Origin of the sequence: Marinitoga sp. 1197 (assembly GCF_001021165.1) — a bacterium.
Taxonomy (GTDB): Bacteria; Thermotogota; Thermotogae; order Petrotogales; family Petrotogaceae; genus Marinitoga.
This window is the reverse complement of sequence record NZ_AZAY01000006.1, coordinates 94921-113876: the sequence shown is the minus strand read 5'-3', so window position 1 is coordinate 113876 and position 18956 is coordinate 94921. Positions and strand designations below refer to the sequence as shown.

19 protein-coding genes and 1 pseudogene are annotated in these 18956 nt (G+C 25.9%); 7 read left to right on the top strand and 13 right to left on the bottom strand.

Annotated elements, in window-relative coordinates; all coding sequences use genetic code 11:
* Both X275_RS01975 and X275_RS01970 read right to left on the bottom strand, forming a co-directional pair.
* Positions 1–1030 (bottom strand): ATP-binding protein (locus tag X275_RS01975; protein WP_047267277.1); only part of this gene is annotated, 1030 nt, incomplete at its 3' end.
* 429 nt (positions 1031–1459) lie between these two features.
* Positions 1460–3418: an IGHMBP2 family helicase gene (locus X275_RS01970; protein ID WP_047267276.1), complete on the bottom strand. Its 1959-nt coding sequence runs from the start codon at positions 3416–3418 to the stop codon at positions 1460–1462.
* 69 nt (positions 3419–3487) lie between these two features.
* On the opposite strand from X275_RS01970, the gene X275_RS01965 reads away from it, so the two are divergent.
* The 6 genes from X275_RS01965 (at position 3488) to X275_RS01940 (ending at position 9303) form a co-directional block, all read left to right on the top strand.
* Entirely contained in the window at positions 3488–4426 is a 939-nt protein-coding gene (locus X275_RS01965; protein ID WP_047267275.1) for a PD-(D/E)XK nuclease family protein, read from the top strand.
* 157 nt (positions 4427–4583) lie between these two features.
* Positions 4584–4964 carry a D-ribose pyranase gene (rbsD, locus tag X275_RS01960; RefSeq protein WP_047267274.1) on the top strand — a complete coding sequence of 127 codons (381 nt, stop codon included), beginning with the start codon at positions 4584–4586 and terminating at the stop codon, positions 4962–4964.
* Positions 4964–6442: a sugar ABC transporter ATP-binding protein gene (locus X275_RS01955; protein ID WP_047266451.1), complete on the top strand. Its 1479-nt coding sequence runs from the start codon at positions 4964–4966 to the stop codon at positions 6440–6442. The genes rbsD and X275_RS01955 overlap by 1 nt, the downstream gene beginning before the upstream one ends.
* A complete protein-coding gene (locus X275_RS01950; protein WP_047266450.1) occupies positions 6442–7371 on the top strand; it encodes an ABC transporter permease in 930 nt (309 codons plus the stop codon). Before X275_RS01955 ends, X275_RS01950 begins: the two co-directional genes overlap by 1 nt.
* Before the next feature lie 59 nt (positions 7372–7430).
* Entirely contained in the window at positions 7431–8252 is an 822-nt protein-coding gene (locus X275_RS01945; RefSeq protein ID WP_442914803.1) for a D-ribose ABC transporter substrate-binding protein, read from the top strand.
* A gap of 67 nt (positions 8253–8319) precedes the next feature.
* Positions 8320–9303, top strand: a complete 984-nt coding sequence (locus tag X275_RS01940) for a LacI family DNA-binding transcriptional regulator (protein ID WP_047267273.1) — start codon at positions 8320–8322, stop codon at positions 9301–9303.
* Positions 9304–9307: 4 nt separating this feature from the next.
* Here the strand turns inward: X275_RS01940 and aroH are convergent, their stop codons facing one another.
* Entirely contained in the window at positions 9308–9646 is a 339-nt protein-coding gene (gene aroH / locus X275_RS01935) for a chorismate mutase (protein ID WP_047267272.1), read from the bottom strand.
* Positions 9647–9700: 54 nt separating this feature from the next.
* Positions 9701–9997 (bottom strand): annotated as a pseudogene (locus tag X275_RS11885) (putative DNA modification/repair radical SAM protein); the annotation flags it as partial.
* A 75-nt stretch (positions 9998–10072) separates the two neighbouring features.
* Here X275_RS11885 and X275_RS01925 point away from each other — a divergent pair.
* Positions 10073–11203 (top strand): phospholipase D-like domain-containing protein, encoded by a 1131-nt coding sequence (locus X275_RS01925; RefSeq protein ID WP_047266444.1) that lies wholly within the window; start codon positions 10073–10075, stop codon positions 11201–11203.
* Between the two features lie 12 nt (positions 11204–11215).
* On the opposite strand, the gene X275_RS01920 is transcribed toward X275_RS01925, so the two are convergent.
* The 9 genes from X275_RS01920 to X275_RS01880 all read right to left on the bottom strand — a co-directional run bounded on the left by X275_RS01920 (position 11216) and on the right by X275_RS01880 (position 18933).
* On the bottom strand, positions 11216–11698 hold the full coding sequence (locus X275_RS01920; RefSeq protein ID WP_047267270.1) for a MogA/MoaB family molybdenum cofactor biosynthesis protein: 483 nt from the start codon (positions 11696–11698) through the stop codon (positions 11216–11218).
* Entirely contained in the window at positions 11695–12171 is a 477-nt protein-coding gene (gene moaC / locus X275_RS01915) for a cyclic pyranopterin monophosphate synthase MoaC (RefSeq protein ID WP_047266442.1), read from the bottom strand. The genes X275_RS01920 and moaC overlap by 4 nt, the downstream gene beginning before the upstream one ends.
* A gap of 1 nt (position 12172) precedes the next feature.
* Positions 12173–13114 (bottom strand): GTP 3',8-cyclase MoaA, encoded by a 942-nt coding sequence (gene moaA / locus X275_RS01910; protein WP_047267269.1) that lies wholly within the window; start codon positions 13112–13114, stop codon positions 12173–12175.
* 5 nt (positions 13115–13119) lie between these two features.
* Complete coding sequence (locus tag X275_RS01905) at positions 13120–13896, bottom strand: ABC transporter permease (protein WP_047266440.1); 777 nt, start codon at positions 13894–13896, stop codon at positions 13120–13122.
* Positions 13868–14524: an ATP-binding cassette domain-containing protein gene (locus tag X275_RS01900; protein WP_052913268.1), complete on the bottom strand. Its 657-nt coding sequence runs from the start codon at positions 14522–14524 to the stop codon at positions 13868–13870. Before X275_RS01900 ends, X275_RS01905 begins: the two co-directional genes overlap by 29 nt.
* 1 nt (position 14525) lies before the next feature.
* A complete protein-coding gene (locus X275_RS01895; protein ID WP_047267290.1) occupies positions 14526–15455 on the bottom strand; it encodes an extracellular solute-binding protein in 930 nt (309 codons plus the stop codon).
* Positions 15456–15471: 16 nt separating this feature from the next.
* On the bottom strand, positions 15472–15927 hold the full coding sequence (locus X275_RS01890; RefSeq protein WP_231588275.1) for an MOSC domain-containing protein: 456 nt from the start codon (positions 15925–15927) through the stop codon (positions 15472–15474).
* A gap of 184 nt (positions 15928–16111) precedes the next feature.
* Positions 16112–17917 carry a GGDEF domain-containing protein gene (locus X275_RS01885; protein WP_047267268.1) on the bottom strand — a complete coding sequence of 602 codons (1806 nt, stop codon included), beginning with the start codon at positions 17915–17917 and terminating at the stop codon, positions 16112–16114.
* A complete protein-coding gene (locus X275_RS01880; RefSeq protein ID WP_047267267.1) occupies positions 17914–18933 on the bottom strand; it encodes an ABC transporter substrate-binding protein in 1020 nt (339 codons plus the stop codon). The genes X275_RS01885 and X275_RS01880 overlap by 4 nt, the downstream gene beginning before the upstream one ends.
* Between the last annotated feature and the right edge of the window lie 23 nt (positions 18934–18956).

Below are 18956 nucleotides of genomic sequence, written 5' to 3'. Positions count from 1 at the left end.
TTCCTTTAAATGTTAGATATCCAGCTTGTGTAAAGAATATATTTGCATTTGCATCTTCTATTTCTCTTATTGAGAAATCCATTGCACTTACTGTGTTTTTTACCAAATCCTCATAGGTTACTTTTTTGTCTTCTATATATTTTGATAGAAATGATGGTGAGCCGCTTTCAAACCAGTAATTTCTGAATTTTTTTTCTTCAAAAAACTTTAATATGGAGAATGGATTATATACAAATTGTTCTCCATCAAAGGAAAAACCATTGTAATATTTTTTCATTTCTTTTAATAATTGATGTTCTGTTATTCCTATTTCTTTTGCTGTTTCTTTTATATAATCTTCAAAATAATATTCAAGTTCTTCCTGTGTATAACCCAACATTGTTGCATATTTTTTATTTAACGATATATCATTTAAATTATTAAGTGCTGAAAATACACCTGTTTTTGTGAATTTTGTAATACCTGTTATAAATACAAATTTTATGTATTCATCCTTTGTTTTTACTTTTTTATAGAATTCTCTTAAAAATGCTCTAAATTCTTCTGCTTTTTCTTTATTGTTTATATATTCTAATATTGGTGATTCATATTCGTCTATGAGTATTACTGTTTTTTCTTTGTATTTTTTACTTAATTCTGTTATTAAATGCCCAAATTTTGTTGGTAAATTATTTTTTATTGGTGAAATATCATATTCTCTATATAATTCTTCAATTCTTTCATTAAGTGAATCTATAAATTCATCATATGTTGTTAGTGTATTATCTGACATATCGAGTTTTATTACAGGATATTCCTTGAATTCCCATTTGTCATATATACATGTATCTTTAAATAATTCTTTTTCTCCTTTGAATAAATAATACAATGTTGATACTGTTAAGCTTTTACCAAATCTTCTTGGTCTTGAGAGAAAGGTTGGTATTCCGGAATTTGCTAATTCTAATATATATTTTGTTTTATCTATATATATATAATTTTCTATTATTAGTTTTTTATAATCCTGTACTCCTATTGGTAATTTTTTCATTTTCATCATCTCCACATTTGTTTTTTCTTAATATTATTATAGCATAAATGTATCTTACAAAAAACTGTTTTTATATATTCTCACGAGAATATGGAATTATATAAAGCCATGTTACTAATATACCTGTTAATTCTAAAAATTAGGGTATCCAATTAGTAAAAAGCAAGCGAAAATTCGCAGATTGTCCTTACACGCTATCGCGGGTATTGGTTAAAATAATTTTGATTTTATAAAAAATTTTTGTTTTCTATAAAATATTAAAAAAACTATTTACCTTAGATTTTTTATATCTAAAAAATCTAAGCGTAAAATGAAGTCGGTCAATTTTGCACGGATGCAAAATACAGAACATGGATGTAAGTCTGATATGGCCGGCGAGAATGAGCTATTTTTAAGGATTAACAATCAAGGTTTGAGCGACTTTACTTTTTAGACATCGTAATCAGATTTTTTTAACTTAATAATTTCTCCATTTTGCTCGATATATTTTATAAAATCATTAAATAATGAATAATTGGTTATTGTTAATATATCTCCTATAACGATTAATTTTTTTCTTGCTCTTGTAATTGCCACGTTTAATCTTCTTTCATCTGTTAAAAAACCTATTAAACCTTTTTCATTACTTCTTGTTAAAGAAAATATAATAACATCTTTTTCTTTACCTTGAAATCCATCAACCGTATTAACTGTATTATTTATTTTTTCTTTTAAATATTTCACCTGATCTTTATATGGTGAAATAATTCCATAATCGATATTGTTTTTATCCAGAATTCTACTAATTTCTATAACTATTTTTGCTTCTAATGGATTGTATTTTGATGATGACCCTTTTTTTATCACTTCATATTTTTCTTGAATTTCAGAGGTGTCAACAAAAATCAGAGGTGTTTTGCTTAATATTTTATTATACGGATAATTGTCGATATTAATATATATAGTTCTATTTTTAATATTTTTACTGCTTGTTAATATTCCATTATAAAACTTTTTATTAGAAAATTGCATTATTTTATCATTCATTCTATACTGAACTGTCAATATAGAAGAGTTTTCTGGATATTTTTTTATTAATCTTTCAAATAATGTTTTTGATAATACCTTTTTTGCTTTTTCACTTAAAATTGTTGGAGGAAGTTGTTTATGGTCTCCACCTATTATAAATTTTCTCCCACGAACTATTGGTATATAACATGATGGTTCAGTTGCCTGAGAACCTTCATCTATAACAACAGTATCAAATGTAATATTATCCAGTTCTTCAATACCAGCAGAACTATTTGTACTTATGATTACATCACAACTACTTATAATTTTTTTTACCAGAATTTCTTCTGATTCCTCTGCAAGATTATAAAGTTTTTGAACTTCGTTGTTAAGTTTTATCCACTCATACATTGACTTCATGTCTTCAGGAAAAATTCCTCTTGTTCCACGATTTTTTAAGGCGTATTTTTCTATTTGCTGCTCACTTAGTCCTCGTCTTATTTGAGGAATAGGCTTTTTATATTTATCCCTTTTTTCTGATAAATTAAGAGCTTCTTCACGGATTTTTTCAATTTTTTTATAATCTTCATGATTTTCAACGACATAATATAATGAATGGGATATTAAATCTTTATCTATTCTACTCGGATGACCTAATCTACATACTTTTATATCTTTATAACGTATAAGATTAAATAACAAATTATCTGTTGCAGCATTTGAATCGGAAGTTGCTAAAACTTTTTTATCATTTTTTACTTCTTGCATAATAATTTCTGTTAGAGTTCGAGTCTTTCCTGTACCTGGAGGACCATGTATTAGAAAAATATCTTTACTGCCAACTGCTTTTTTCACAGCCTTTTTTTGCGAATCATTTAAATCTTTATCATAAAAAGATAAACTTACGTTTTCAGGTTGTTTTGGTTTCTTATTACCTAAAATAATAGACTTTAAAATTTTAAGCTTTCCTTCACTATAATGAAGTTTTAAAATTGCATTCTGCATACGTTTAAAAGTTATTTCATTTAAATATAAGTCTATTCTAATGTTTTTTGATTTTTGGATCCAGATAGGTGGCCTATTTGAAAAAGATACAACAATATATTTATTTCCAATTTCTGTAACAGAACCTGTTAAATCGCTTTTTAAAGGATTACCTTTGCTAATCAATACAACATCTCCAACAGAAATATCTGTTTTAAAAGGCTCTTCTCTTCCAAATTTAATTAAATATATTCCCCCAATTTCTTTTCTTATAAATTTACCTTTTAAATTGTTTATAGCTCGTCCTATTTTTTCTCTATTTTTTCCATATAACTTTATTTCATTAATCATAGTTTTTATTTCGGCTTCTTTTTCTAAATCAATAGCTTCGTATAATAATTCTAAATAATTCATATTGTATCTCCTTTCTTTTTTTATAATAGCATAATTTTGTTATAATAAAGTATCGAAAGGTGGGATAATATGATTGGTGAATATCCGGAAAAATCCTGGTCATTTTCAAAAGACAAATTATTATCGAAATGCCCAAGGGCATATTATTATTCTAAATTTCTGATATGGGGCGGTTGGGAAAAAACGGCACCAGAAAGGTCAAAAATGGCCTATAGACTAAGTAAACTAACAACTATTGAACAATTTTTAGGATCTTTAATACACGATTATATTGCTAATAACATAACAGCTTTAAAAACTCCTGATTTAAAAATGGCATTGAAAAATATTGGATATGAATTTAATAAAGCTGTATATTATTCAAAAAAGTATCAAAAAGAATGGGAGAAAAATCCTAAAAGTATAGTTATGTTTTATTCTATTTATTATAAAAATAGAAATATATTTGAAAATGAATTTGGAAAAAAAATAAAAGAAAAAACTAAAATTTTGCTTCAAAATTATTATAATTCTAAAACGTTAAAAGATATACAAAACGGTATAAAAATAATGGAAATAGACAAAGAAAATAATTTTTCTTCTTTTTTTATTGATGATTATAAAATATATTCTATAATTGATTTTATGTATAAAAAAGGTAGTGAAGTTATCATTGTTGATTGGAAAACTGGTAAAAAATCAAAAGATGATGACTTTCAATTAAAATTATATGCATTATATGCTTATAAGAATTATACTATTAATTTAGAAAAAATCACATTGATAAATGAATATTTGCTGGAGGGTATTTCTGAAGAAAAAAAATATAACAAAGATGATATTTTAAAGGTAGAAGAGCATATTAAATCAAGAATAAAAATCCTCGAATCTTATTTAAAGGATAAAAAAAGAAATATCCCAAAAGACGAAATCTATTTTCAAGCAAAACCTTCAAAGTATAATTGTAAATGGTGTAATTTCAAAGCAATATGCCCAGAGTATAAGGAAAATTTTATTAATAAAAATTAAATAATATTAATATAAAATTAAAAAAGACTTCTATTTAGAGATAATTGGTTCAAATCTCTGTTTATTTTTTGTTATTGGATTTTGAATAATATGTAAAGTATGTTATTCTTATTTCAGAAAACGTTTTCAAGAACGTTTTTTGAAAGGGGTGAATGCGGTGAAAAAAAAAGGAATATTTAATTCTGAAATTTCTTCTGTAATTGCTTCCATGGGACATACTGATACTATTGCTGTTGTAGATATGGGTTTTCCAATTTCAAAAGATATTAAAAAAATTGATTTAGTAGTAGATATCGGAACTCCAACACTCGAACAGGTTACAAAAATTCTATTAAAAGAATTACATATAGAAAAAATTATTATTGCTAAAGAATCATCTGAAGATTTTATAAATTTAATTAAAAAGTTTAATAAAAATATTGAGTTTGTATCTCACGAAAATCTAAAAAAACTTTCTACTAATTGTAAAGCTATAATTAGAACTGGTGAAAATAAACCTTATTTTAACGCTATTTTTGTTTCAGGAGTGATATTTTAATGTTATTAGAATTAATAAAAGTGACAAAACAATTCCCCGGTGTTTTAGCTTTGGATAATATAGATTTTAAACTTAATCCTGGTGAAGTTCATGCCTTGTTAGGTGAAAATGGAGCTGGAAAAAGCACTCTGATAAAAATTATAGGAGGAGTAATAAAAGCTGATAAAGGAAAAATAATTTATAATGACGAAGAAATTTCTTTTTCAAATCCTTCAGAAGCAATAAATCGTGGAATCGCTACCATACATCAGGAATTAAATTTATTTGAGGATTTAACTGTAGCAGAAAATATTTTTATTGGAAATATAAATAAATTCTTTGTAAATAAAAAACAGTTAATTGATGAAGCTCAAAAAATTTTAACAGCTAATAATTTTAATATAAAAGCTGAAACAATTGTAAAAGATTTAAATACATCAGAAAAACAATTAGTATCAATAGCAAAAGCTTTATCCTTGAACTCAAAAATTATTATTATGGATGAACCAACGGCAGCTATAACTGAACATGAAACTAAAAATCTTTTTAAAATAATAAAAGAGTTAAAAAATAATGGAATAGGTATTATTTTTATTTCTCATAGATTAGAAGAAGTTTTTGAAATAGCCGATAAAGTTACTGTTTTAAGAGATGGGAAATATATTGGTAGTGGTTCTGTAGATAATTTTTCACAGGAAGATCTTATAAATATGATGGTTGGAAGAAAAATAGACGAGATGTTTCCTAAATATAATAAAATTGAAAATAAAGTAATTTTTTCTATAAAAAAACTTAAAGTGGGAAATGTAGTTAGAGATGTTTCATTTGATGTAAAAGAAGGTGAAATCTTTGGAATAGCTGGATTAGTAGGATCTGGAAAATCCGAAATTCCTTTAGCCATTTATGGATATATACCAGCAAAATGGGAAAGTTTAATAATTAATAATAGAAAAATAAAAAAAATAGATAACCCTAACAAAGCCTTAGAATATGGTATAGCACTGGTTCCAGAAGATAGAAAAAGCATGGGATTGATATTAGAATTAGATATTATGAAAAATATAATAATCCAAAATATTAAATTAATTGAAAAGTATGGTATATTATTTTGGAAAAAAGCTAAAAAAATTGCAAAAGATGAAATTAAAAAGTACTCTATCAAAGCAACATCATACAAACAAAAAGCTGGAAATTTATCTGGAGGAAATCAGCAAAAGGTTGTATTATCCAAAGTTTTAAAAAGAAATCCAAAAGTGGTTTTTCTGGTTGAACCGACAAGGGGTATAGATGTTGGAGCAAAAGTAGAAGTCTATAATATAGTTAATAATTTAGCTAATTCAGGAAATGCTGTAATTTTTATATCTTCAGAATTACCTGAGATAGTAAGTTTGTGCGATAGAGTTATGGTTATGCATAGAGGTAAAAGTATGGGAATATTAGAACAAAAAAACATAAATCAGGAAAACATTTTAAAGTTAGCTACTGGAGTTGATATTTAATGAATGGAAAAATTATTTTGAAAAAAATGAAAGAATATCCAGCAATAGTTGGTTTTATAGGTATTTCAATATTTTTTTCAATTTTAAGTGATAGGTTCCTTACAATATCTAATATAATTAATGTCTTTAGACAGGTTTCTATTCAGGCGGTAATGGCTTTTGGTATGACTATGGTTATAATATCAGGAGGCATAGATCTATCTGTTGGATCTATTTTTGCACTATCTGCAGTTATAATGGCATCTGTTTTAAAAACTGGTTCTATCTTTTTAGGTATAATAACAGCATTAGTTATAGGCGCATTGATGGGATTTGTTAATGGATTTATTATAGCAAAAGGGAGAATCCAACCATTTATTGTAACACTAGCAACTATGGCTATTGGTAGAAGTTTAACATTAGTATATACTCAGGGAATGCCTATCTCAGGGTTTTCTTCAAGTTTTAGAGTTATAGGAAGAGGAGATTTTTTCGGAATACCTTATCCTATAATAATTATGTTAGGTACTTTTACTTTGATATGGTATATATCATCAAATACAAAATTAGGATTATATACATATGCAATTGGCGGAAATGAAATGGCAGCTAAACTTAGTGGGGTTAAAGTTGTTAAATATAAAATAGTTATATATATGATTAGTGGAATTTTATCAGCGCTAAGCGCTATACTTTTAACCGCCAGGCTTAATAGTGCCCAACCTACATTTGGAACAGGATATGAATTAGATGCTATTGCAGCTGTTGTTTTAGGAGGAGCGAGTTTAACCGGTGGAAAGGGTAGTGTCGTTGGCACTATTTTTGGAGCTCTAATAATGGGAATAATCAATAATGGACTTAATTTATTAAACGTATCTCCCTTTTACCAACAGGCTGTAAAGGGTATTGTTATATTAATTGCAATACTGTTGGAAAGGGAAGAAAAATAGGGGGTGTATGTATGAAAAAAACTGTATTATTTGTAACATTTATTATTTTATTTTCATTGATGGCATTTAGTATTAAAATCGGATTATCTCTTTCAACATTGAACAATCCATTTTTTGTTGAGTTAAGGAATGGAGCTTTACAAGAAGCAGTAAATCAAGGTGTGGATATAGTAGTTGTTGATGCCCAGGATAAATCGTATAAGCAACTAAATGATATCGAAGACCTTGTTCAACAAAGAGTTGATTTAATAATTATCAACCCTACTGACAGTGATGCTATAGTCGCTGCAGTTGAAGAAGCAAATGATGCAGGTATTCCTGTCATTACTGTCGACAGAGCAGCAAATGGTGGCAAGGTTATTTTGCATATTGCTTCTGATAATGTTGCTGGTGGTGCTATGGCAGCAAAATATATTGCAGAACTTTTAAATGGCAAAGGAAATGTAGTAGAATTGGAAGGTATTCCTGGTACTTCTGCTGCAAGAGATAGAGGTAAAGGCTTTGAAAATGAATTAAAAAAATATCCAAACTTAAAGCTTATAGCCAAACAAACGGCTAATTTCAATAGAGCAGAAGGATTAACTGTTATGGAAAATTTATTGCAAGCATATCCAGATATCGATGCAGTTTTTGCTCAAAATGATGAAATGGCATTAGGTGCAATAGAAGCAATTAAATCAGAAGGAAAATTAGGAAAAATTGTCGTTGTTGGTTTTGATGCTATCCCAGATGCTATTGCAGCTGTAAAAAATGGTGAAATGGCAGCAACTGTTGCTCAACAACCTTCTTTAATGGGGGAATTAGCAGTTAGAAAAGCTGTTGAATATTTAGAAACAAAGACTATTTACATACCAGTTAATTTAAAATTAGTAGTAAAATAAAATGGGGGGATCCCCCATTTTTAATTTTTTATTAGTATATAAACATATTTTTAAGAGGTGTTTTTTTATGAAAAGAATTAGCATTAAGGATGTTGCCAAAGAGGCCGGTGTTTCTATTTCAACAGTCTCTAGAGTTATTAATAATAGTACTTATGTGAATAAAGAATTAAAAAAAAAGGTTGAAATTGCAATAAAAAAGTTGAATTACAACCCAAACATCTTAGCCCAAAATTTAAGACGTGGTAATACCAAAACAATAGGATTCGTAATTCCAGATATTACAAATCCTTTTTTCCCAAATATAGTAAAAGGGGTTGAAGACTATTTAAAACAGAAGGATTATACTCTTCTATTAAGTAATTCAGATCAGAATTTAGAAATAGAAACTAAAATAATCAATACTTTAATTTCCAAACATATAGACGGTATTATATTTACAGGAACAGGATTATATAATCCAACTTTAGAAAAATTAATAGATAAAGGTCTAAAAATAGTTTTTCTTGATAGGATTTTGGAAGATGTCAATGCTTCTTATGTTATTTGTGATAATAAATCTGGAATTTTAGATTTATTAAATTATTTATATAATAATGGAAAAAGGAGTTTTTATTTTATAAATGGAAGTAAAAATACATTTAGTGCAAAAATAAGATATGAAACATTTATTGATTTTATGAAAGAAAAAAACATATATAATTATAAACACGTTTATACTAATTTTTCTTATGAAGCAGGATTCAAATTTGGAAAACGCATAAAATCATTACCTGATGTAATTATAGGAGGAAATGATTTAATTGCATATGGTATAATTGATTCTCTTCAGGAAAAAGGAATACAAATTCCTCAAGATGTTGAGGTTACAGGTTTTGATGATATATTTTTTAGTAGACATTATAAACCTTCGCTAACTACTATAAGACAACCAATATATGAATTGGGGTACAAAGCAGCTGAATTAATTTTAAATTTAATTGAAGAAAAACAAAAAAAAATAAGAGGTATTATATTAAAACCCACATTGATAATTAGAGATTCAACGAAATAAACATTTATTTTAAATCTTTTCTTAAATCTCTCGCATTATGTAAATATATAAAATTTTGAGTATCGCTCTCACAAAGAATTAAAAATCTTATTATTCCGTTTGCAGAATTCTCAAAAACAGCTTCCTGGAATGTCATTAAAGGTATATTATTTAATCCGAAGTGCTCTCGTATGGCTGTTATGGGATTATATGCTGTTATGTCTGGAGTTGCAGAACATAATATAGCAATTATATTTTTTATGTTATTATTTTGAATGATTTTATTGTATAATTCTATAGAACGATTTTTTATATGTTCTTTTTCATTTTTATCTATAGAAGTAGCGCCTCTAATTCCTATCATAACACACCTCTTTTATTAGAATCATTTTACATTATATCATTACGATGTCTAAACTAATCCTTCTATGTAGTTCCTTTTATAAAAATTTATTGTTAATTTAACAATTTCATCTATTTTGAAAGTAGCTCTTTTCACATCATTACTCGACCTATTTATGCAATATACACAATCATAAATGCATGCGTTTGAAAATAGTATTTTTAGAAGAGATATACACCTGCCATCTCCTGTCCAACTATGGCATATTCCGCTATTCACAGCATTACCTAATCCATTTGAATTATTTTTTTCACTCCCGCTTGAAGCACAAGAAACATCATATTTAGCAGATGCTGCTATTATTTTAAACATCTACAATTATTATACTACTTTCAAGTATAAAAAACAATAGAATTATGTAAATTTTATGTTATAGGAGGAGTTTTTATGAAAAAAAATTTTTTGATTATTTTTTTATTGAGTGTATATTCCATAATTTTTGCTATTTCAGAAGGGAATTTTATTATTAGTTCTAAAGATTTAGAATTACCTGGAGAATATTACGATGGAAATAATTATTTTTGGAGAGCAGATTATCATCTCGAAGATTTAAAAGAAGCAACTGATTTAAATATTGAAATTCATAATATCAGTGATGATTCGACTGTACTTTTTTTTGATGAAGGTAATAATGAGAAAAAAAATTGGAAATATATAAAATCATTATTGGATAATGCGAAAAAATTTGTATGGATAGCAATATACGATGTTAATTATTATCCTTTTATAAAAGAATTAAAAGAGCTAAAGAATAAAAATATCGATATAAGATTAATAATAGAATCACAAAACATCAATTCCTATATATCTGGATTAAAAAAATCTGGCATATTGGTAAAATATGATAAAAATTATAAATTAATGCACAATAAATTTATAATTATTGATGGTTATTGTGTAATAACCGGAAGCACCAATTTTACAAATAATGGTTTTGGATATAACTCCAATAATTCAATAATAATATTTTCAAATGAGTTGGCACAGGATTATATGAATGAATTTAATGAAATGTATAACGGATATTTTGGTAAAAATTCGATTGATAATAAACCATATAAAAAAGTAGAATTTGACAGTGGATTAATAGAACCTTATTTTACTCCAGAAGATGATTTAACAAATAGAATAATAAAATTAATAAATGAAGCCAATAAAAAAATCCATGTTATGATATTTACATTCAGCAAACGTCAAATAGCTGATGCATTAATAGATGCAAAAAAAAGAGGTGTTGATGTCAAAATTATTGCGGAAGAATATCAATCAAATTATAACTGGGCTCAGATAAATTATTTAAAACAAAATGGCATTAATGTTATATTAGATAAAAATGACAAAACGTTTCATCATAAAGTAATTATAATAGATGAAAAAATAACTCTTACCGGTTCTTTCAATTTTACGAATTCTGCACAATATAATAATGATGAGAATTCTTTAATAATTCATAGTAAGTATATATCAGAAGTTTATGAAAAGGAATTTGAAAGATTATGGCAAAAATATCAAAAATAAATTATGCTTTTATTATCGCGCACAATCACCACCTAAATCTTTTATTTTTTCTATCGCATGTGGGATAGCAGGTAATAATACCTGCAAGTTTTCTTGTACAGCTTTTGGACTTCCAGGAAGATTTATAATTAATGTTTTATTTGCAATTCCAACAACAGCTCTTGATAGCATTCCATGAGGAGTTTTTTTTAGAGCTGTTGTTATCATGGCTATTTCCATGCCATATATCCTTCTTTCAATAACTTCTAAAGTAGCTTCTGGAGTTACATCTCTTGTTGTTAATCCCGTTCCTCCAGTTGTTAATATTATGTCGATATCTTTTTTTATTAATTCTTTTAATTCTTGAGAAATCTGTTCTTTTTCATCTGGCAATATTTTATATCCAATTAATTTTCCGCCTATGTTATTCATTAAATCTTGAATTATTTTTCCACTAATATCTTCCCTTTCACCCTTTGAGCCTTTATCGCTTAAAGTTAGAACAAAATATTTCATAAATTATCCTCCCTTAAAAAATGTCCGCTTTTCCCACCAGATTTTTCAATTAAATATATATCCGAAATTTCCATTTCTCTGTCAATAGCTTTACACATATCATAAATTGTAAGGGCTGCAATATTCACAGCAGTTAATGCTTCCATCTCTATACCAGTCTGAGAATGTGTTTTTGCTAATGAAAATATTTCGATATTATTATCGTTTATTTTAAATTCAATATCAATTTTCGAAATAAATATATTATGACACATTGGTATCAATTCAGAAGTCCGTTTTGCTCCCATAATACCAGCTATTTTTGCTGTAGTTAAAACATTACCTTTAATTATTTTTCCAGAAACTATTGCTTTTAATGTTTCCTTTTTCATCTTTATCTTTCCATGAGCACGGGCTATTCTTAAAGTTATGTTTTTCCCAGATACATCAACCATATTAACATTTCCATTTTTATCAATATGTGTAAAATCCATTCTACCCCCCCATTTTATGCATAGGCGTTTTCTTTGTTAATTTACTTAAATAGTGTCGTTTGGGTTTCTCAAAAATAGCAAATTTTATTTTCTCTTTTAATTTATCTTCTTCTAAAATAACATCTTTTATTGAAATATGGTAATCAAAAGCCAAACATGGATAAATTTTTCCATCTGCAGAAATTCTAATTTTATTGCAGCTTGAACAAAAATTATGTGTAATAGCAGAAATAAAACCTATGTATGAATTTAGTTCCTTTATTAAATAGTAATTTGAAGGACCTGAACCGAATTTTATTTTTACAGGAATTAAATTATATTTTTCATTTATTTTATCCTTTAAAGTTTTTTCGCTAATAAAATCACTATCATTATAATTTTTTCCAATAGGCATTAATTCAATAAATCTAATAGGCAAGTTCAATTTTGCCGCAAATTCAATTAAATCAAAGATTTCTGATAAATTTCTTTTTTGAATAACTGTATTGAGCTTGACTTTTAAACCTATTTTCAGTGATTTTTCAAGCCCATTTAAAACATTTTGCAGTTCATCTCTTTTAGTAATATTTTTGAAATTTTCACTATTCAGAGAATCCAGGCTAAAATTCACTTCATTTAAACCATTCTTTTTGAGTTCATCAGCAAGATAATACATTAAAGAACCATTTGTCGTTATACTAAATGTTCCAAAATATTTTTTTATTATTTTAGCAATATCAACAATATCCATTCTCAATGTTGGCTCTCCACCTGTTAATCTTATCTTTTTAAAATTTAAATCCTTTAAAGTTTTAACTAATACTTCTATTTCTTTTAATGTAAGTAGTTCATTATCTTGCATAAATTTTACTTCTTCATTCATGCAATAATTACATCTAAAATTACATTTATCAGTTAACGAAAGTCTAATATATTCAACTTTTCTATTGTATTTATCTTTCATAATAATTACCTCGATTCTGTGTATTTCCAGAAATTTTGTACTATTCTAATGAATACAAATATAATCATTGACATAATAAATATTAAAGCGGTTAGCGCTAATGCCTGTTTTAATCCATATCCCTGAAATTTATCGTAGGTAAGGACAGATAAAGTCATGGGATAATATGCTAATATAGCAACAGCACCAAATTCTGAAATACTTCTTGCCCACATTAATAAGGAACCTGTAATTATTTCATGTTTTACCATTGGTAAAGCTATAAAAACAAAGCTTTTAAAAGGTGTTGCACCTAAAGAACGTGCAACTTTCTCATATCTTATATCAACTTTTTTAAACCCATCTTTTACCGAATTTACAAAAACACTAAAACTCAAAAAACTCATCGCTGCAACAATTCCCCAAAATGTATGTACAAAAGAAATACCAAATAACCCAAAACTTTTCCCTATAAATGAATTTCTTCCTAAAGTCATTAATAATGCGATTCCCGCAGCTGTGTGGGGAATAGTCTGAGGAATATCGATAATAGCCTCTAAAATGGCTTTAAAGGGAAAATCAAATCGAATAATACCATAAGCAAAAGGAATGCCAAATATTACGGCTATTAATGTTGCTAATATTGCTGCAGAAAAAGTTATTTTAACAGTATTTAAAAATTCCGGAGTTTTAGAAATCTCAATTAATAGTTGATAATCTACATTTAGAAATACAGTAAGAAAAGGTAATAATATCGCAAATACAAAAGCAAAACTAATAATTATAATTATATTTCTGAACATATGATTCCTCCGTCAAAACTCCATTAAAAATTTTATAAACTTTTGAATTATTAATAATTTCATTTTTATCATGGGTTACATGAATAGTTGTTAAATTATACTCCTGATTGATTTCATGCAATAATTTTAAAATATCCTTTTTTATATCCTGATCTAAAGCTGATAATGGTTCATCAAGTAATAATATATCAGGCTTTGTCACCAGAGCTCTTGCTAATGCAACTCGCTGTTTTTCTCCCCCGGATAGAACCTGAACTTTTCTATTTAAGATATGAGAAATATTTAATCTTTCTATTATATAATGGAAATATTCAAAATCACTAATTTTCTTCATTTTCATACCAAATTCAATATTTTTTCTTACATTTAAGTGTGGGAAAAGATGATAATTTTGATATACAAAACCTATATTTCTTTTCTCCGGCGGTAATAAAGTAATATCCTTTTTGCCAAAAAATATTTTTCCCTTATGTTTTACAAATCCTGCAATTGATTCCAAGAATAGTGTTTTTCCTGACCCTGTTGGACCAATTATATAAATATAATTTCCAGAATTTATTTTTAATCTATTTACATTTAAAAAAAAATGATTAAAAACAATCTCAAAATTTTCAATTAATATTTCCAAATTAATACCCCCATAATTCCTTTAAGTCTTCAGGTAAATTTTCTGGAAAGTCAACATTCGCAAATAAATTCATTCCTTTTTCTTTAAAAATTTCTTTTCCTTTTTTGGAATACATAAATTTTATAAATTTCACGGCAATATTATAATGAGGTGCATTTTTTAATATAGTAAAACTATAGTTTATAGGTTTCCCATAAATCTTTATTTTTTCCCCATCTTTTCCAGGCACTTCTACAAATACTTTTTTATAATTTCCTTTATATTTTATTGAAGAAAGATTTATTTTTTCAGGTAATTCTATATATTTTAAATTATATTGAAAAGCTATTGATTTGTACAAAAATGCATAATCCATTTCATTAGCTTCTAAATACGCAATTAAATCAACTGATTTTTTTAAAATCATTCTATTTCTTGAATTCAAAAATTTTTGATATAATTCATTTTCATTATAATATTTTTCTGCTAATTGCAGTGTCATTAATGTTCTATATCCTGCCGGATCCAGTTCTGGATTAGAATGTCCAAAAATAACCTTTTTATTAAAAATAATTTTATACCAGTTTTTTTCATTTATTTGAACTTTATATTTTGAATTATCAGTATAAGCCAAAACAAGACTATTATTAGAAAAAATGACGTTGAAATTCGCATATTTGTTATATAAAAAATCTGGAATAATAGTATAATCAGCGACAAAAGCAATATCGGCTAATTGGTTTAATTCTGTAATTTTCCTTGCAACTACTAAACTTCCAGACCCCATTAATTGAACATTTATATCAGGATTTTCTCTTTCAAATTCAATGGATAGAGCTTTTAAAACATTGGTTAAAGAACCCGCATGAAAAATTACCAACTTTTCGGCCGGAGTTTGAACTGATAATACCAGAAAAACATATATCAAAATTTTTATCAAAATTTTTTTCATACTATCACCCAAAAATTTAAACATTTACTGTCTTACTAGTATAAAAAACAACTTTATCTCCAATTTTTATCTCTCCACCTTCAAGTACCTTTAAAAATATTCCTTCCAATGGCATAACACATTTTCCAATAGTCTGATAAATTGCACAAGATGTATGACATTTTTTCCCTATTTGCGTAATTTCTAACAGAGTATTACCGATTTTTACTTTTGTTCCTACAGGTAATTTGTATATTTCCCCATTTTTTATAGTGATATTTTCTGCAAAATCTCCATATTTTAGCTCATATCCATACTTCCGCATTTTATCAATACTTTCTTCTGAAAGCATTGATATTTGCCTATGCCAATTTCCAGCATGCGAATCACCAATAATTCCCCAATTGACTTTTAATTCTGCTTTTTGAACTGGTTCTTTAACAACTCCCTTTTTTTTTGAAATATTAATAGAAACTACAATACTTTCTATCAAAGCAATCCCCCCCTATAAAAGAACATTATTTATTAACACAATACCATTCCTATTTTGTTTTATAAATTATATCATTTTTCATATTTTTTACAAAATCCTATAATTATATTTCTAAAAAATTAATTTAAAAATAACTTTCAAATTCTTGTTATTTTAATGTGTAATTTAAAATATCTTTTTTATTCTATCTATTTGAATTTTTTTTTCTTTTATTTTTATACATCAGTTTGTCTGCTTTTGAAATAATAGAATCAAGCGTTTCCTTGTGATTATATTCGATAAATCCTAAACTTACACTGTAATTAATTTTACTTTTTTTACTAAGTTTTTTAAGTTCTTCTGTTATATTTTTTTCTAGTCTACGAGCATCTTCTAATTTACAATTATATAAGCCAACAAAAAATTCATCACCACCATAACGAGCTAAAATGTCAGATCTTCTTATATGTTTTTTAATTGTTTCAGATATAACTTTTAAAGCTTTATCTCCTTCATTATGACCATATGTATCATTTATGATTTTTAAATTATCAACATCTATAAAACCTATTGTAACTGGTTTTTTTTCTCTTTTGGATAAAAATATCAATTCTTCTAAGAGGTGAAACCCGGCATTTCTATTATATATTCCTGTTAAAGAATCATAATGAGCTAATTTTTGCAATTTAAATTCATTTTCTTTTAATTTTGTAATATCTCTGCTGATTAAAGCTATACCAATAACCTTCGAATCTCGATATATTGGATAATAATTATTGCTTACCCAATATATACTTCCATCTAATCTTTTTATGGCTTTTTCAACTATGAAATTTTTCTCATTTTTAAGAGAAAATTCAATTTCATCAAAAAACTGATATTCTCCTTTAAATATTTCCTTTAAATTATCATTTTCTTTTATTTTTTTATTAAAATCTCTTTTAGCCCATTTTTTGAAAACAGAATTAGCCAAAATAATATTTAAATTTTTATCAACATATAAAATCCCATCCTGGCTATTTTCTATTATAGATTTTAATAACATTTCTGATTTTTCAAGTTTTTCTTTTGTTATATTTAACTCCTTAGTATATTCTTTTAAAGATTTTAATAAATATTCCAATTCTAAATTTTGATTTTTAGTAATTTGTATTTGTTTTCTTAATTCAGCTGTTTTTCTTTTTATTATATTATTCATAACCCATATAATTAAAGCTAATACTATGAGTATTAATAAAGATATTGTAAGAATTAATGTTATCCATAACGGAATTTTGGCATTATGTAAATATTTACTTGTAATTGTATAATATACAGAATTAGGGTTGCTTTTTAAATTTGTTAAATTGGAATCTATTTTATGTATAATTTCCCGCAAATTGTCTTTATGATATATCAAATATGCATTAATAAGATAAAATGAAATAGGTGTTTCAAATGCATTATATTTTTTATAAAGCATCATTCCAACGTAATAATTTACCAACCCTGCATCAATCTCTTTTTTTATTAAAGCTCTAAATATGTCTTCATATGTATTGTATTCTAAAAATCTTATGTTTAAATCAAATGTTTCATCAATTTTTTTTAACCCTTTTTCTCCAAGATAAAAAATATCATTTTTTAATACTCCAATTGTTTTATTTTTTAAATCAAAAAAATTATGTATTTTTGTATTTTTTAAAGTGAAAATTTTTCCATATGTGTCATATAAAGGAACAGTATTATACTTAAAAATTTCACTTCTATCTTTTGTATACCCAACTCCTAATAAAATATCTATTAAATCATTTTCTAAATACTCTAGCCCTTCAGAAAAGTTTAAATAAACATATTTAACATCTATATTCTCTTTTTTAAATATATAATCCATAATCTCCGGAAGAATACCTTTTATTTTACCATTTTCGGCATACATAAGTGGAGGATTTTCATATACTCCAACTTTGAGTATATTTCCAAATAAATATGTAAAAGATAAAATAACTAAAATAATAAATATTTTTTTCATTGGGTATACACCTCAAATAGAAGTTTTTTATTTATTTCACCATACTTATCGAATTTTACAATCCCAAAGGAAGTATTAAATGTATTATTTAAAAGATATTTTTTTATTTCTTCTGATCTATTTGGCGTATTTTTATAAGTATAATATAATATTTCTAAAGTTTCATAAATAATATTTGCATAAATATTCGGATATACATTATATAGCTCCTTAAATTTACGGGAATATTCTGAATAATTTGAAAAGTAATAAGGTAATATTATATTTTTTTTATTATCTAACAAATCGATTAAATGTTTATCATTAAACCAGGGTAAAATTATTATATTTATTTTCGGATTCATTTTTTTCAATAAGTTTATTATTAAAGCACTTTTATTGATGGAGCTTATCATAATATATGCATAATTTTCATTATTATAGTACAGTTTGATTTTTTCTATTGAATTTTCCGGGGTATTTAAAGGAATAAGATTAATATTTCCATAATAAAAATTTTTAAAATTTTCAAATGAATTATTTATATAAATTGGATTTCCATATCCTTTTATAATAAGAATTTCATCTGTTTTTTTATTCAAATATTCTGCGATTTGCTTTTGTTCATTTTTATTATTAGGAATAACTCTTACAAACCAATCATCTTTGTTTGTATAAATATCAGAAGTAATAGAAGCACCTATTCCAAGAATTTTATCTTTTTTAAGCAAGGGATAAACAGGATTAAATGAAGTAGAATCTGTAGCAAATATCATTATGCTCACATTTTTCTTTTTTAATTTATTATATGCTTTTAAAGAATTCTCGGCATTTCCTTTTGCATCTTCATAATAGATCTTTATATTAGAATATTTATATTTTTTGTAAAATGTGTTGACTGCCTTAACAATATCTTCCATAGAAAATGTCTCATCTCCAGAAAAATTCCCAATTATGCCTATCTTTAATGGTGATTTTATAACATAAAAGAAAAGAATAAATATTAAAATAAAAAGAAATAAAAATATTTTTTTCATAATATCCTCCATAAAAAATTTTT